The following is a 15508-nucleotide window of genomic DNA, read 5'->3' as shown; positions in this document are numbered from 1 at the left end:
ATCTTCAAGTTAAAACATTTAGCTATTACAGTGCTTCTGGATGCGATAGGAATAGTATCCTCATGGCACTGAGCAGTAATAACAACGCAAAAGCTTTGTTTAAAATTTCATTAGGTAAACTTATGCCAATTTTCGCACCTAACCAGCTACCTAAAATAAAACCCAAACATAAAATGGTGGCTACTTTAATATCTACATCACCCTGTTTATAGTAAGTCCATGCCGCTAATAAATCTACTGGTGGCACTAGCACAGCTAGGGTAGTTCCTTGTGCTAAATGTTGAGAAAAACCTAATAAAAACATTAAAGCTGGCAAAATTATGATACCGCCGCCGATACCTGTCATCCCGCTAATCATGCCTGCTACTAATCCTAAAATCAGACACAGAACAATATGATTCATCATCAGCCATCTCCTTGAAATTTTAAACAATAAATATTGCAACTAACTAGCGATATAAATACTGATATCTGCCTTATTTTGTCTGAGAATTTTGAGAGCTTTTTGCTCTATTTGTCTTACTCGTTCTTGACTTACACCTAGACGTTGACCAATTTTTGCTAAAGACAGTTCATGTCCATCTTTTAAACCAAAGCGCAGAGTTAATACTTCTCGTTGTTGCGGAGAAAGTTTTGTTAACATCTTTTGCAAGTCATGTTGTAGAGATTCTTGCACAACATAGTCTTCTGGAGAATGTCCAGCATCTTCCAAAATCTCTTGTAATTCTGAATCTTGATTTGGCCCAATTCTGTTTTCTAGAGACATGGGTCTGCGGTTAAATTGCAAATATTCTCTAACTTGGCTAGGTGTTAAAGATAAAGCTAAGGCGATTTCATTTGTATGAGGAGTACGTCCTAATTGTTGTGATAACTCACGTTGTACTCGCTTAATGTTATTTAATTTTTCAAATATGTGAATGGGTAATCTAATGGTACGACTTTGCTGTGCGATCGCGCGCGTAATTCCTTGCCGAATCCACCAATAAGCGTAGGTAGAAAGTTTATAACCGCGATTGGGGTCAAATTTCTCAATTCCTCGTTCTAAAGCTAAATTACCTTCTTGAATTAAATCTAAAAACTCCATATTTCTATGTTGATATTTTTTCGCTATTGCAACCACTAACCGCAGATTAGCGGCAATCATCTTCTGCTTGGCTTGTTTACCCCAGTGAATTGTTTGTTGCAATAATTTAATATCTATTTGCAAATGTTCAGCTAATTCTTGTAATGTTGGCTCATGCTCTAACTGCAAAGTCAGTTCTTCTTTAACTGCTATAACATTCATCATCTCTTGAACTTGTCTAGCAAACAGTATTTCTTGCTCGTGAGTTAATAGGGGTACACGACCAATTTCTTGTAGATAAGTACGCAAGTGATCGTTGGAATTTAGAACTTGTTTATTGATTTTCTCAGTTTCGTAGTCAGCAAAATTTACAGTATTCATGGTTGCTCAATCCTTGTATTTTCAATTTATTAATTGCTTAAAATACTGCGATCGCACTAAAAATTACGCAGCATAATCTTCGTTAATTATGAGTTTATCTTTGAGTTCACAAGGCTCAAAAATAAACCACTACCCAATAGCAAGCAAGTTATAAACAAAAACTCAAACAGCGCAATTATGGTTAGTATCATATTCTGCAATTCCTTAACTATGTTGAGAACTTGAAACGTAAATCGGTCTATTAAATTCACCGATGCTATTGAAGGGGAAGAAACGGAAAACAGCTTTACCAATGATGTTATGACGAGGAACGAAACCCCAATAATGGCTATCATAACTATCATTGCGATTGTCACCTAAAACGAGATAAGAGTTAGCTGGGACAATCACAGGCCCCCATTGATAGTTTGGGGTAGCTTCGATATAATTCTCTTTTAAAGGTGAATCATTGATATACACTCGTCCATTCTTTACCTCTACTTTTTCTCCAGGTAAACCAATTACACGCTTAATAAACGCTTCGTTATAGTGTTCTGAACGCAGTATTTTTGTAGGATTAAATACTACTATATCTCCTCGATTTGGATTGCTAAAATCATAGCTAATCTTATCGATAATTAAGCGGTCATTTGGCTGAATAGTTGGTTCCATCGAACCAGAAGGAACATAACGCGCTTCGGCAACAAAAGTGCGAATACCTAAAGCTAAAACTAAACTTAAACCTAGAGTTGTGATTCCTTCAATCCAAATATTTTCTTTACGAGATGAACTATGATTTTGTTGGTTAAGCTTTGACATAAGTTACCAAGCCTGAAATTCATTATTGTGGTGTTGTACCAACTGCTGAGTGAGAGGCAAATAAATTACCAGCAGCGTCATTTTGATAAACACAAGCAACCTGTGGCGAATTTTCTAGCTTGCCAGTGTAAGCGAAAGTATTCAAACTACTTTTGCAATTACTGATTTGTTGGGATGTTACTAGATTTCTTTGCTGTAAAATCGCCCAATCGCTAGTACGCAAAACGCATCCAGGTTGCATACGCGGTTGCGTAACATAAACTTTAAAGGGGTTGAGAGTAAGATAAATGCGAGTATCCGTAACAATTGCACTTGCACCATATTGTACGCAAACATTAGCATCAGGTGCGGCACTATCAATATAGACACTGCTATTGATATTTTCTGGATTAGAATTGGCAAGACTGGTTAAACTTACACCGATGACAATTCCTAAGAGTAAAGCAGCGCTGATGATTGCTAATATCATTGTATTCAAACGGAAAGGTTTAGCTTTATTACTTAATTGCGGGTTAGGCGGCATAAATTCAACCTGCTATTTAAATTAGAAAAATTGAAGTTGTAGAGAATTACTTCTGAATAGAAGCAGATGAAGATAATATTTGTGTTCGCTTATTTAGGTGGTAAGCTATGATTTCATTGACAGCATCCTGATCAGTTACAGGAATCACCAACCGCCAATAGGATCTAACAAGGAAGAAACTGGGATCAAAACCAACTATCAGTACATTATTTCCCGATTTTTCCCATCTATAGGATCTAAGTTTTTCCCATTTCAAGAGTGAAAACATATAGCATATTCCGTTCTCTCTAAACTCCAGCCTACTAAAACCGCGAGAAATTAATAAAATTACGGTAGTCCAGAGAATGATTGCACCAGTGAAATAACTATTATGAACATTGTCATGAAGGGAGACTCCGCTTAAAGCTGCATCAATAAATAGAGTCGAGTAAAAAGCTGCCAGCGCCATAGTAATTAAACTCAACCAAACTAAGCGCTTATTCCTTAAAACGAAGCCAGAATCTAATAGTAAATAACCCGCTTGCTGTTTACGCCAATTCCATGTGAGGAGATATATCAAGGAAATTGCTAAAAAAACTGCGTAAACAATCAGAAAACTCAATGATTCATAATTAATCAATCGCGAAACAAAAAATCCCAGGATGAAATAAACTAAAAACCACGGGAGAGCGTAGAGTAATTCTATGCTAGCATTTTGATAACCTACCGCACGGGTAGTTGCTATATATCTCATTCCTAGCAAGATGGCTAACAGAATTAGCGGGGAAATTACAGAAGTAAGAGAAATATTTTCAAAAATGTTCATGATTTACTTATCTGTTTGAGTGAGGAGTAAACAGTTGATGACAATAAGTTGAGTCTATTTCGCGTTTGCAGGGAGTAATTTTGTTTGGATATTCAGATTTAAAGTCTGTCCATGCCGCAAAACTTGCAGTTGTAAATTATTACCAGCAGGAGTATTTTCTACAGCTTGTTGCAATTCTTCAGCATTAGTAATGGCTTGATTATTGGCTTTAATAATCACATCACCTGCGCGCAGTCCGCCTGTATTAGCTGGGGAGTTCCGCGCCACTTTAATTATTAGTACACCTTGAGATTCTTCAACAGTAATGGGAGAGTTGGGATCGCTATTAAGTTGCTCTTTTACCTCTGGTGTTAATGTGAGCATTTGAATCCCCAAGTAAGGATGATTAACCTTTCCTGTAGCGATTAATTGTGAGGCAATTTTCTTGGCAGTATTAATGGGAATTGCAAAGCCTAAACCTTGGCTATTTTGAATAATTGCTGTGTTAATCCCAATTACTTCACCAGACGCATTCAGTAAGGGGCCTCCAGAGTTACCAGGATTGATGGGTGCATCGGTTTGGATGTAATTAACACGTTCATTCGGCATTCCTACTTGAGAACTAGAGCGACCTGTGGCGCTAATAATGCCGTGAGTTACTGTATTATCTAAACCAAGGGGATTACCGATCGCGATCGCCCATGCACCAGGTTGCAATTGATCGGAATTGCCTAATATCACCGTTGGTAAGTTATTCGCTGGAATTCTCACCACCGCAACATCTGTCACCGGATCGCTACCCATAACTTTACCTTTAAAAGTCCGTCCATCTTTGAGGGTGACTGTTACCGTATCCGCACCATTGACGACATGAGCATTCGTGAGAATTTCACCATGAGAATCAATAATGAAGCCAGAACCAATACCCCGTTCAATTTCCTGGGATGGTACTTTTGGTAACTCATCACCAAAAAACTGTTGAATTAGCGGATCGTTAAAAATACCAGCATTGGGATTCTTGATGGTACGTGTAGAATCAATTCGGACTACCGCAGGCCCCACTTGATGCACAACTGCAGTAATAAAGTTAGGATTTTTATCGAGTGCGAAGTTAGCAGATGTTTGATTGGCTGTAGTTTGTGCAGAAGGTTGCAGTGCTGGGGGTAAAGTTTGGGGATGGTGTAACAAGCGCAGGCTGATAATCGTAGCACCTGCACCCGCTAAAATGAGCCAAGCTAGGGGCTGTTTCCAGTTATTTTGTTTTGGTTGCTCAATTTCTGGTGCTGATGAATTAGCTTCAACATCAGCTAATGGATGAGGATGTTCTTCAAAATCGTGATTTACTGTCTTCATAACCCAAAACTCTTTGTAAATTGATATTTTTCGTTGCTCTTGGTTACAAGTTTCGGGTTTTCACAAAGGCTTGTGGGTGAAGATAGATAAGTTAGCGAGAACTTAGGGTTTCCAAATAAAAAAATATCCTATGGCTGTGTAAGCAGAGGAGGAAGAATGACGATTGACTTTAGGGGATTACAGCTTTAAGCCGCTACCAAGGTATCTGTTAGAAACATTATGTGAATTGGTATTATTAGCCTGATTAAGGGAGTAAAAAGCCTCGTTCGCGGAGTTCGATTAGCTTCCTATCTCGCCCAGCGCTCAAAATTTCGGGCTATTAGCCTAAATCTGCTCATATGGGCTGTAATTAGTCACATAATATAGCTTAGTCTTCAATCTTAAAGGTTTCCTGGCATTTGCGTTACTTCACACCTATGCCATGTACAAATATTACAGCGATTATTTTATTGAGCGATCGCTCCGGTGGGCTACGCCAATTTTCTCCCTGTATTATTGATGATCGCACTCTTGGATACAAGTAAAGTACTTAATTCATAACTTCTATGGAACGCAAACAGTCTGTGTGGGTAGTAGACGACGAACCAAATGGATTTGAAGTGATTGAATTGCTATTGCGACGGGAAGGATACAATCTTACCTACTGCAATAGTGGCACGGAAATATTGTGTCGTCTGGAATCGAGTTTACCTGATGTCATCTTATTAGATGTGATGATGCCAGAAATTGATGGAATTGAAACTTGTCGCCGCATCAAAGCCAATTCCAACTGGAAACCAATTCCCATCATTATTGTGACAGCTTTAGATTCTAAAGAAGACCTAGCGCGATCGCTCACAGCTGGTGCTGATGATTTTCTCAGCAAGCCTATAAACGGTGTGGAATTACGCGCCCGCGTGCGTTCTATGCTGCGAATTAAGCAACAATATGATGCATTGCAAGCTAGCGTTAATCTGCGGCGAGATTTATCTAAACTTGTGGTGGAAGATATTCGTCAGCCAATGTCTACTGTGTTACTGGGGAGTCACTTACTACTGCAAAGTAACCTGGAAGCCAAAGACAAAGAACGTGCAGAAATGGTACACGCAGCCGGACTAGAAATTGATGGGATTATTAACGGTTTGCTGCGACTAGCAAAGATGGAATCTGGCAGATTGGTGTTAAATACCGTAGAGGTAGATTTTAACGAACTAGCAGAAATAGTAGTAGAAAATTTTCAGCCTATTGCAGATTCTAAACAAATTCAATTTATCAGTAAATTACCAAAACAAGGAAGTTGGTTAGCTATTGATCCGGAGTTATTTCATCGGTTGCTTGATAATCTAATTGCCAATGCAATTCAATCATCTCCTGCAAATAGCACAATTACTCTGGAAATTAATTATCCAGAGGCATCTGTGAGAAAAGTAATAATTCGCGTTACTGATGAAGGTACAGGAATCAATAAAGATTTGCAGCAATCTATTTTCACTCAATATGAATCAGGAACTTTAATCAGTGGTTTATCTCAAATTGGGTTGAGTTTGGCATTTTGCAAAATTGTTGCTGAAGCGCACGGTGGCATCATTAACATTGAGATTAATCAACCCCAGGGTACAGTTATAACTGTGGAAATTTGAACAGCTAAACTACATTTTTTGCATTGATAAATTATTTATAAATCTTATGGTGTGGGGCAGACAGCCAAGCTCACTATGCGGTTAATGTTGTATCAATTTTAAATCACCATAAATTATAGTTTAACTTTTTAATAACTTATCTATCTTCATCCCCTATATACTTTTTCTACCCGACACTAGAAATGAAAGTCAACTCGTCAAGCTATTTATAGCTCAATTCAAAATTATGCTCACCCGTAAAATTAGCGCACTTGGTCTGTTAACCGGATTACTGACAGTTTCTTTAGGTCATAGCATTGCTTTAGCCGATACTCCTGGTCATCATCCTGCTTATCTTCATGCGCGCAGTGATTTGCGTAAAGCTGAGTTACTGTTGCAAACTCCTGATGAATTTAATGTCACACAAGAAGCGAGAATTGCCGCGCAAAAAGTTCATAATGCTATCAAAGATATTGATGTTGCAGGAGTTTTAGATGGTAAAAATCTTGATAACAATCCACAAGTAGATACTTCATTAAACCATCGCGATAAATTTGAGGCTATTTATAAACTGTTGCGTAGCGCCGATAAAGATTTATCAGGCAAAGAAGATAATCACTTTGTTCTCAGTTGGCGTAATCGCGCCGAAGCTGAGATTAATCAAGCCAAACATTATACTGCGATCGCAGCTGGTACAGATATATTTGATGATTTAACTGGTAGTTACTAAAGCTGTTGTTTTAACCTTCACCTTGTTTTGAGGTACTCGGTGTTTTGACATCTGAAGTTCAAAATTTGAGTTCGGAAGGGGAAGCTTCAGGTTTTGCAGTCGAAATTTCGAGTTCAAAGGCTCAACGTTGCTGTTCAAAATAAGAAGTTTCGAGTTCAGAAGGTGAAGTTTCAAGCTTTTTGCTCGGATGTTGCTGTTCTGAGGTCGGAATTTCTTGTTCTGAAGTGCAAGTTTCGAGTTCAGAGTTTGAAAGTTGAGGCTTTGATGTTCAATGATGGTGATTGCAAGGACAATTATCTCACCAATTACCCAATTATTGAGTTATTTTCCGCCAATGTTGCACCTTGAAACTGAAATTTTTCAGATTGACAGGCGCAACATGGCTTAATTTTGACAACTAATACATAATTTTTACATCTTCACTAACTTTTTTGCCAAAATTGGCGTGAAAGGCAGAAGTAAAAAAGGCAACTGCGACCATCTGGGACTAAAAAATGACCAAATAATTGACCAAGCAATTAAAGCAAAGTTGAGTAAACTTTCTTTATTGCCTATGCGTTTGCGCCATAAGGGATTAATTCCCGGTTCGATAAACTTACGATTAATAGCGTAGTAACGATTTAACAGAAATAATAAATTTAATAATAAAAGATGCCCATCAAAAAATAGTACAGAAATTTGCTGCTCGCCATAATCGGCTACTAAAGAGGCAGAAAAGGGAATTAAAGTAATAAACATGAGAATTATTAAATTAATCCATAGCAAAGTACGGTTAACATTACGAATGTAATGGAATTGTTGATGGCTAATTAGCCACAGAGAACCCAGCACTAGAAAACTTACTAAATAATCATGTAAACGACTGCTTAATCCCAGTATCACTGCTGGCAAAATATCAGCAACTTTAGCGGCTGGAATATCAGGTAATTTGACATTTAACACTAGCAAAGTCATGGCGATAGAGTAAACACAGTCGCTCAAAGCTTCCAAGCGTCTAGTACTGGGGAGTAAGGAGTTGGGTTGAGAATTTGAGGTGTGCATATTGCTGATAGGTAGCTCAAAATTACCTGGCTGTAGGATGTAAAGATGCATACTCCTACTTTTAGATTTATTTATTGATGAGAAAATTCATGCGATCGCTCTCAAAATGCCAATACTGAAGCGTGAAACTGGGCATTGAATTTTGAGAATTTAAAAATTGTGCTTAGGAGATAATTTCTCTTGGTCTAAAGGCTGAACGTTCTCAACAAAATAACGATGGAAAGATTGAGGAAGACGATGAAAGTCTTCATAATTAAAAGCTCTTGGTAATTTTCTAGAGTTATAGGTGTGCCAAAAAAGAATTACTTTGTGTTTGATATCTTCTTTATAAATATCGTGCATTAAAGCGGCGAATGTTTTGCTAGTGTATGTGCCATCTAAAGGAATATGCTCGTAATCATGCATCTCAGCAATAGCTTTCACGCCTGACTCTGTAAAATAAGCATAGTCTTTACCAAAAAAATCATGGCGAATACGAAAATCATTTTCTGTGATTTCTAAATCTGGGAAAGTTGAGTCTAACGAATGTAAAAGTGAGTTGGTTTGATGAAACAATCTGACTATTTTTTCTTCATTGACAAACTGCGCTGCAACGACTCTCACACCGATGACTTGCGACTTGAGACCAACTGCTTTTAAGCCGAGTAAAAGTCCTACAGCAGTACCCATAGTTCCCAATGGTAGATAAATAAAGTCTGGTTCAGGTATCTGTCCTTGGGTAATTTGCTCTTTGAGTTCAAATGCGGCATTCACATAAGCGATCGCACCCAATGGTGAAGACCCACCAGGAGCAATAATGTAAGGTAGATGGGCTTCTTTTAAGGTGTAGCGAATAAATTGGTATGCTGTATTAATAAAAAGTGCAAATTGGCTCTGGTTTTGATGAATATCTCCCCCATAATCATAACTCGTCAGCAGATTTTGCCTGACATAGTGAGCATTGATTTGGGGCATTAGCATCGAAGTAGTGCTGATACCAAGCGAATGACCATAAATTGCCGTCGCCAGGGCATGATTAGAACCAGCAAAACCAAATGTTATGACTCGTTTTGCTTGTCTATTTAGAGCTTCTCCCAACAGAAATTCTAATTTACGAATCTTGTTACCACCATAAATTAACCCGCTCAGATCATCTCGCTTAATATACAGTTGTTCTGCATTTAGCTTTTTTTCTAAGTTATTAAGCTTATGTACCGGAGTTGGTAATTCTGCTAAAGATACATAAGGAAGCTTGGCTTTTAATTGTGGATAAGCTTTAAATAGAGAAAGCATTTTTCTATCTTCCAAGACATAAGAAAACAAGTAACGAGGAAGCTTTACAATGTTTGTAAATTATTCTCATGGTTGCTGTTTTCCAACCTTCTGCGTAGCGCTTCCATGTAGGTGTAGAAAACAGGAGTAATATAGAGTGTCAGCAATTGGGAAAATAGCAAACCTCCCACTACAGCCATTCCCAAAGGTCGGCGTGACTCTGCACCAGCACCCAAACCAAGGGCAATGGGCAATGTTCCCATCAAAGCTGCCATTGTGGTCATCATAATTGGGCGGAAGCGGACTAAACAGGCTTCGTAAATGGCATCACGGGGGGATTTATCTGTGTGGCGTTGGGTTTCCATTGCAAAGTCAATCATCATAATGCCGTTTTTCTTGACAATCCCCACTAGCAAGATGATGCCAATAAAGGCGTAAACATTGAGATCAATATGAAACAGCATCAATGTGAGTAGTGCGCCAAAGCCAGCAGAAGGCAAGCTGGATAAAATTGTCAGGGGGTGGATGTAGTCTTCATAGAGAATCCCCAGCACAATGTAAATTACCAAAATTGCTACTAGCAACAGCAACCCCAATCCAGCAATTGAAGATTGAAAAGCTTGGGCTGACCCCTGAAAGCTGGTGCTAATGGTTGCAGGTAGGGTATCACGGGCTACTTGTTGGATTTTTCCTGTCACATCTCCTAGAGATACACCGAGTTTGAGGTTAAAGGAGATGGTTGTGGCTGGGAGTTGTCCCTGGTGGTTGACAGTTAATGAACCCACACCTTTAGTTAAGGTAGCGACTGCATTTAAGGGGACAAGTTGACCATTAGGAGAATGAATCGCCAGTAAATTCAACGCATCTGGGTCTTGCTGATACTGGGGTAAAAGTCCGAGGATGACTTCATACTCGTTATCTGGGGCGTAAATTGTAGAAACTTGCAAAGTACCATAAGCATCACCCAAGGCGGTTTCAATTTGCTGGGCAGTTAAACCAAGGGCATTGGCGCGATCGCGGTTAATCTCGACATTCACTTGGGGATTATCAATTTGCAAATCGCTGTTGACATCCAGCAATCCCGAAATTTTGCTCAGTTTATCTTGCAAAATGGGCGTATATTTATACAGGTCTTGTAAGTTGGTACTTTCTAAGGTGAATTGATATTGAGCGTTGCTTTGTTTCCCACCAATGTTAATCGGTGGCGGATTGATTAAAAAGGTTTTAATTCCTGGTTCTTTTCTGACTTTTGGTTGCAATTCCTCAATTACTCGATCGGCGTTGAGATGTCGTTGAGATGTTGGTTTGAGGCGGATAACGATAATTCCGGTGTTATTTCCTGCTGTGCCTGTCACTGATGACCCAACAATTGAGTTGAGAACATCTACATTGGGATCGCTGCGAATAATCTTCGCTACTGCTTCTTGGTGCTTAATCATGTCGCCAAAGGAAATATCCTGCGCTGCTTGGGTTTGCGCCAGAATTAATCCGTTATCATCACTAGGAAGAAAGCCTTTAGGAACCACAACAAATAAACAAATTGTTGCTAGTAAAATTGCGCCAGAAAGAATCATGGTTGTGCGGTGATATTTCAGCGACTTTCGCAGACTCCAAGCGTAGAAACGGAGATAAAAGTCTTGCTTTTGGTCGTTAATTTCTGTCTCTTCCCCGGCTTGGTAATGTTGTGATTGCAAAAATCGGCTGCATAACATCGGCGTTAAGCTGAGGGAAAGCAAACCAGAAACTAATATGGCGGCGGCAATGGTAACGGCGAATTCATGAAATAATCTTCCCAAGATACCTGGCATAAATAACATGGGAATGAAGACAGCTACCAGGGATAAAGTCATGGAAATAATTGTGCCGCCAATTTCCGTGGAACCGTTGATAGCTGCTTGCAAACGACTTTCGCCCATTTCCATGTGACGGACAATATTTTCTAACACCACCACTGCGTCATCGACGACGAAACCCACGCTTAAAGTTAACGCCATCAAAGAAAGGGTATCGAGGGAAAACCCCAGCAGTAACATAACGGCAAAGGTAGCGACTAAAGATAGAGGTACAGTGACGCTAGGAATTAAGGTGGCGCGGAGATTTCGCAGAAATAGGAAGATGACCAATACCACCAAACAAATTGTCAGTAATAAGGTGAATTTGACATCATTCACAGAGTCGCGGATATTTTGAGAGCGATCATAGAAAATATCCATATTTACAGATGTAGGAATCTGCGATCGCAAACTGGGCAACAATGCCTTGACTGCATCAACAATCTCGATAGTGTTGGTTCCTGGCTGACGTTGAATTGCCAAAATAATCGAACGTTTGGGAATCTGTTCCTGATTGGCAAAAAACCAACTAGCAATTTTATCATTCTGCACGCTGTCTACTACTTGACCCAAATCGCCTAAGCGCACTGGTGCGCCGTTGTTATAGGCGACAGTCAAGCCGCGATAGTCATTTGCATTGAGCAGTTGACCATTAGCTTGCACAGTATAATTTTTATGAGCGCCGTAGAGATTTCCAGTAGGTAAATCAGCATTATTTTGTGCGATCGCTTTAGCAACATCATCAATCCCTAAGCCTTTTGCTTTCAACGATTGGGGATCAACTTCAATCCGCACTGCATATTTCTGGGAACCGTAAACTAAAACCTGCGCTACCCCATCCACCATTGACAACCGTTCTGCTAATGTCTCCTCGGCATATTTATCTATGTCAGAAAGTGGGACTAAATCGGAACTGAGAGTAATGTAAAGAATTGGTTGCTGTGCCGGGTTCACCTTTTTATATGATGGGGGACTGGGCATATCGCTAGGCAATTGTTTAGTTGCTTGGGCGATCGCCGCTTGTACATCTTGGGCTGCGCCATCAATATCTCGACTCAAATCAAATTGCAGCACGATTTGGCTACTTCCCTTAGAACTGGTGGAGTTCATTGAATCTAAGCCGGCAATTGTGGAAAATTGCTGTTCTAAAGGCGTTGCTACCGATGCCGCCATTGTTTCCGGACTCGCTCCTGGTAAACTAGCAGACACAGCGATTGTCGGGAAATCCATACTCGGTAAGTCGCTGACAGGCAATATAAAGTAACTCATCAGCCCAAAAACTAGAATCGCCAGCATCACCAAAGAGGTCATAATGGGGCGGCGAATAAAGAGAGAAGGAATATTCATGGCTAGCGGGGTTATACCATTTTGGATTTTAGATTTTGGATTTTAGATTTGGGATTGGGAATAGCTTTTTGTGTCTCGCTTGTGGGAATCCATCTGTTGCATTCTTTTTTCAAATTGGTGTTACTTACCCCTAATTATTGGGCGAATAATTGTTTTGTAAGTTTTTTGTGCTGCCTTTGCAGAGATGATGCTATTGTCATCACGCAGCTTGAAGGTGAGGTCAGTGGGTTTAAAATAATGACGGCTAACAGAAGTCCAACCCCGAACCACAAAAGTATTTTGTTTGGGAATCACAGGTATTGATTTCGTCAACACCCGATCCACAATTGCTTTTTTATTACCTGTAGGAATTTGCGCTACTGCTTGCTCAATTCGAGATTTTTGTCCTTGCCAAACGAATTCCACAGTACCATCGCTGAGGTTTTGATCCCAGCCAGCTAAGTTGTACTGAATCGCCAGCTTGAACAGAAAAGCCCGGAATCCTACCTGTTGTACCTTGCCTGTAACTATTCCTTGAACTGCAACAACAGTATCTTGAATTGGTAAGCCATCGGCTAAAACGACATTTTGCGAAGTAAATAAGGCGATCGCGCAAACGATGATTACCGTCGATATTTGTTTGAGATAATGCTTGAAAATATATGTAATCATGCTTCGATAAAAGTTTAATTATGATTGGTTAATCGCAACAGAAACACCAGGCGCAAGATTGAATTGCCCATCAGTAACAACTTGTTCGCCTGGTTGCAATCCTTGATTAATCACCGTTTGATTGCCTACACTATCCCCAACTTTCACCGGACGGGCTGCTACTGTTTTGTCAGGGTTTACAACATACACATATTGTCCGTTTTGTCCAGTTTGTAATGCTGGGGAAGGAACAACGATCGCATGAGGTAACTGAGTTAGTTTCAACACCACATCGACAAATTCCCCCGGTGATAACTGTCCTTGGGTATTGCTAAAGGTGGCTTTGAGTTGAATAGTGCCAGTTGTCGCATCCAAGGTATTATCAACAAAGCTGAGTTCTCCCTTTATTGGCTGTGCAGAATTATTTGGCACTAACGCATCTACTTCTAGCTTCCCTGTAGCCAGATATTTTTTCAGTGTGGGTAATTGCTGCTGGGGAATGGAGAAAGAAACGTAAGTAGGATGAGTTTGATTAATAACGACCAATCCACTAGTATCGTTAGCCTTGACTAAGTTACCTTGATTAACTTGTAAATTACCAGTTTGCCCGTCAATGGGAGCATAGATAGTGGTGTAAGCCAGTTGAGTTTTTGCACTTTTAACAGCCGCATCAGCAGCTTTAAGATTTGCTTGAGCATTTTGCACATTTGCTTTAGCCGAACCCACAGAGGCGATCGCTTCTCGAATTGCACTTTGATCGGCAGATACAGTGGCTTCATCTGCATCTGCACTGGTGCGATATTGTTGGGATTGTTCTTGAGTAACTGCACCCTGCTGGAATAAATGGGTATAGCGTTGTGCTTCCATCTCAGCATTGTGTGCTTGCGCTGCATCTCTTCGTTGGGCGGCTTTGGCTTGGGTTACTTGATCCTTAGCTTGTTGGAGATTGGCGATCGCTTGTTTAACCTGCGCCTGTGCTTGTACCTGTTTGGCGATCGCTTGATCTAAATCTGCTTGAAAAGGTGTGGGGTCAATTTTAAATAATAGCTGTCCTTTCTTGACTTGCTGTCCTTGTTGAAAGTAAACCCCCATCAATTGCCCATCAACCAATGATTTAATTGATACAGTGGAGTATGCTTCAACGGTTCCCGTACTGCGAATTTCTAGAGGTACGGTTGCTTGCATAACTTTCGCTACATCTACAGGTACAGCTTTGTGATGATTTATTTGGGTTTGTGTGGGGCGTTTACCTAAAATCGCCCAACTAGAAAAGCAAATCACTCCTAATAATAGGAGACCCAAACTGCTCTTTTGTAGAGGTGTGAATTTTGGTGGAGGTTTTTGTATTATGTTCATAACTTGATTAATAAAAAGCTTATCCTCAGCAATTTTGTACTCATCTGTGTTAGCAAAATTTTGTCTAACATCAGTTTCCGTTGCTAGCCAAGCTTGAGGGGTGAAGATAAATAACTTAGGAAAAAGTTAGAGATAATTTAACAATTATTTTTACTCAGCACTATTTATATAATTAGATTTTTGAGACTTCATTCTTAAGTTTCCCTTAACTTATCTATCTTCATCCCGTTAAACATCATTACAGTTCAATATTGAAGATATAAGCCGAAATTCAAGGCGTTGTTCACAGTTAATTAACAGGAAATTTGATTATGAAACGCATCTTTACTGGTCTCTTACTTGCTCTACCAGTTGCTATGGCCGCCCTACCATCCAAAGCATCTGCTGAAGAGGTAATTGTAGTACCTGCTGCTCACAGAACAATTGTAGTTGAGCAACGATTCCACCACGAGTTTTCTCCTCGGCATTGGGCAAGAATACGGCATGAAGAACATTTATTGCGTGCTGAGTTGGGTAGATTTTAATCTATCTCCTCAGCTTAAACGTAAGCTTGCATTGTTTATCTGAATGTCAATACCTCAACTTTCATGGAACTCCAATTCCGGCTAATACTGTTAGTCGGATTTACTTATTTGAACTGACATTTTAAACATCTTCGCCGCCAAGACTGTTAATAATTTTAGTTTATACCTTTGGATAATAGCCATTTATGCCAGAGCTTTGTAGTATGTTCGCAGGGCTAAAGAATGCCCTCACTTGCAGGAAATTATAATTAGGGATGAATAATATTTCGTCCCTAAATTTATTCACATCTACCTAAA

14 protein-coding genes are annotated in these 15508 nt (G+C 39.7%); 3 read left to right on the top strand and 11 right to left on the bottom strand.

The genetic code is table 11. The features are described 5' to 3' along the window. Positions 1-25 precede the first annotated feature (25 nt). From AACU32_RS39980 to AACU32_RS39955, 6 genes are all read right to left on the bottom strand, one after another. Positions 26-406: a sulfite exporter TauE/SafE family protein gene (locus AACU32_RS39980; protein ID WP_445223211.1), complete on the bottom strand. Its 381-nt coding sequence runs from the start codon at positions 404-406 to the stop codon at positions 26-28. 39 nt (positions 407-445) lie between these two features. Beyond that, positions 446-1444, bottom strand: a complete 999-nt coding sequence (locus tag AACU32_RS39975) for an RpoD/SigA family RNA polymerase sigma factor (protein WP_096607727.1) — start codon at positions 1442-1444, stop codon at positions 446-448. 204 nt (positions 1445-1648) lie between these two features. Continuing rightward, positions 1649-2242, bottom strand: coding sequence for a signal peptidase I (gene lepB / locus AACU32_RS39970; RefSeq protein WP_096607726.1), 594 nt, complete (start codon positions 2240-2242; stop codon positions 1649-1651). A 22-nt stretch (positions 2243-2264) separates the two neighbouring features. Continuing rightward, entirely contained in the window at positions 2265-2765 is a 501-nt protein-coding gene (locus tag AACU32_RS39965) for a DUF3172 domain-containing protein (RefSeq protein WP_096607725.1), read from the bottom strand. A gap of 46 nt (positions 2766-2811) precedes the next feature. Then, positions 2812-3570, bottom strand: coding sequence for a hypothetical protein (locus AACU32_RS39960; RefSeq protein ID WP_096607724.1), 759 nt, complete (start codon positions 3568-3570; stop codon positions 2812-2814). Between the two features lie 54 nt (positions 3571-3624). After that, complete coding sequence (locus tag AACU32_RS39955) at positions 3625-4902, bottom strand: HhoA/HhoB/HtrA family serine endopeptidase (protein WP_096607723.1); 1278 nt, start codon at positions 4900-4902, stop codon at positions 3625-3627. A 545-nt stretch (positions 4903-5447) separates the two neighbouring features. On the opposite strand from AACU32_RS39955, the gene AACU32_RS39950 reads away from it, so the two are divergent. Together AACU32_RS39950 and AACU32_RS39945 are read left to right on the top strand one after the other, a co-directional pair. Continuing rightward, on the top strand, positions 5448-6521 hold the full coding sequence (locus AACU32_RS39950; RefSeq protein ID WP_096607722.1) for a hybrid sensor histidine kinase/response regulator: 1074 nt from the start codon (positions 5448-5450) through the stop codon (positions 6519-6521). Positions 6522-6747: 226 nt separating this feature from the next. Beyond that, positions 6748-7230 (top strand): hypothetical protein, encoded by a 483-nt coding sequence (locus AACU32_RS39945; RefSeq protein ID WP_096607721.1) that lies wholly within the window; start codon positions 6748-6750, stop codon positions 7228-7230. Between the two features lie 411 nt (positions 7231-7641). Here the strand turns inward: AACU32_RS39945 and AACU32_RS39940 are convergent, their stop codons facing one another. The 5 genes from AACU32_RS39940 to AACU32_RS39920 form a co-directional block, all read right to left on the bottom strand. Further along, positions 7642-8322, bottom strand: coding sequence for a TMEM175 family protein (locus tag AACU32_RS39940; protein WP_096607719.1), 681 nt, complete (start codon positions 8320-8322; stop codon positions 7642-7644). Positions 8323-8421: 99 nt separating this feature from the next. Then, on the bottom strand, positions 8422-9543 hold the full coding sequence (locus AACU32_RS39935) for a 1-aminocyclopropane-1-carboxylate deaminase/D-cysteine desulfhydrase (protein WP_096607718.1): 1122 nt from the start codon (positions 9541-9543) through the stop codon (positions 8422-8424). 44 nt (positions 9544-9587) lie between these two features. Continuing rightward, positions 9588-12701 carry an efflux RND transporter permease subunit gene (locus AACU32_RS39930; protein ID WP_096607717.1) on the bottom strand — a complete coding sequence of 1038 codons (3114 nt, stop codon included), beginning with the start codon at positions 12699-12701 and terminating at the stop codon, positions 9588-9590. A gap of 120 nt (positions 12702-12821) precedes the next feature. Continuing rightward, a complete protein-coding gene (locus AACU32_RS39925) occupies positions 12822-13352 on the bottom strand; it encodes an acylphosphatase (RefSeq protein ID WP_096607716.1) in 531 nt (176 codons plus the stop codon). An 18-nt stretch (positions 13353-13370) separates the two neighbouring features. Beyond that, positions 13371-14687, bottom strand: coding sequence for an efflux RND transporter periplasmic adaptor subunit (locus AACU32_RS39920; RefSeq protein WP_096607715.1), 1317 nt, complete (start codon positions 14685-14687; stop codon positions 13371-13373). A gap of 311 nt (positions 14688-14998) precedes the next feature. Between AACU32_RS39920 and AACU32_RS39915 the strand changes: the two genes are divergently transcribed. Then, a complete protein-coding gene (locus AACU32_RS39915) occupies positions 14999-15211 on the top strand; it encodes a hypothetical protein (RefSeq protein ID WP_096607714.1) in 213 nt (70 codons plus the stop codon). Positions 15212-15508 lie beyond the last annotated feature (297 nt).

The sequence above is a fragment of the Calothrix sp. NIES-2100 genome, assembly GCF_963875285.1.
Classification (GTDB): domain Bacteria; phylum Cyanobacteriota; class Cyanobacteriia; order Cyanobacteriales; family Nostocaceae; genus Aulosira.
This window is presented reverse-complemented; position numbering and strand designations above follow the sequence as displayed.

Coding starts and splice junctions, on each gene's coding strand:
- AACU32_RS39980 (WP_445223211.1), bottom strand. CDS start 406: ATGATGAATCATATTGTTCTGTGTCTGATTTTAGGATTAGTAGCAGGC.
- AACU32_RS39975 (WP_096607727.1), bottom strand. CDS start 1,444: ATGAATACTGTAAATTTTGCTGACTACGAAACTGAGAAAATCAATAAA.
- lepB (WP_096607726.1), bottom strand. CDS start 2,242: ATGTCAAAGCTTAACCAACAAAATCATAGTTCATCTCGTAAAGAAAAT.
- AACU32_RS39965 (WP_096607725.1), bottom strand. CDS start 2,765: ATGCCGCCTAACCCGCAATTAAGTAATAAAGCTAAACCTTTCCGTTTG.
- AACU32_RS39960 (WP_096607724.1), bottom strand. CDS start 3,570: ATGAACATTTTTGAAAATATTTCTCTTACTTCTGTAATTTCCCCGCTA.
- AACU32_RS39955 (WP_096607723.1), bottom strand. CDS start 4,902: ATGAAGACAGTAAATCACGATTTTGAAGAACATCCTCATCCATTAGCT.
- AACU32_RS39950 (WP_096607722.1), top strand. CDS start 5,448: ATGGAACGCAAACAGTCTGTGTGGGTAGTAGACGACGAACCAAATGGA.
- AACU32_RS39945 (WP_096607721.1), top strand. CDS start 6,748: ATGCTCACCCGTAAAATTAGCGCACTTGGTCTGTTAACCGGATTACTG.
- AACU32_RS39940 (WP_096607719.1), bottom strand. CDS start 8,322: ATGCATCTTTACATCCTACAGCCAGGTAATTTTGAGCTACCTATCAGC.
- AACU32_RS39935 (WP_096607718.1), bottom strand. CDS start 9,543: ATGCTTTCTCTATTTAAAGCTTATCCACAATTAAAAGCCAAGCTTCCT.
- AACU32_RS39930 (WP_096607717.1), bottom strand. CDS start 12,701: ATGAATATTCCTTCTCTCTTTATTCGCCGCCCCATTATGACCTCTTTG.
- AACU32_RS39925 (WP_096607716.1), bottom strand. CDS start 13,352: ATGATTACATATATTTTCAAGCATTATCTCAAACAAATATCGACGGTA.
- AACU32_RS39920 (WP_096607715.1), bottom strand. CDS start 14,687: ATGAACATAATACAAAAACCTCCACCAAAATTCACACCTCTACAAAAG.
- AACU32_RS39915 (WP_096607714.1), top strand. CDS start 14,999: ATGAAACGCATCTTTACTGGTCTCTTACTTGCTCTACCAGTTGCTATG.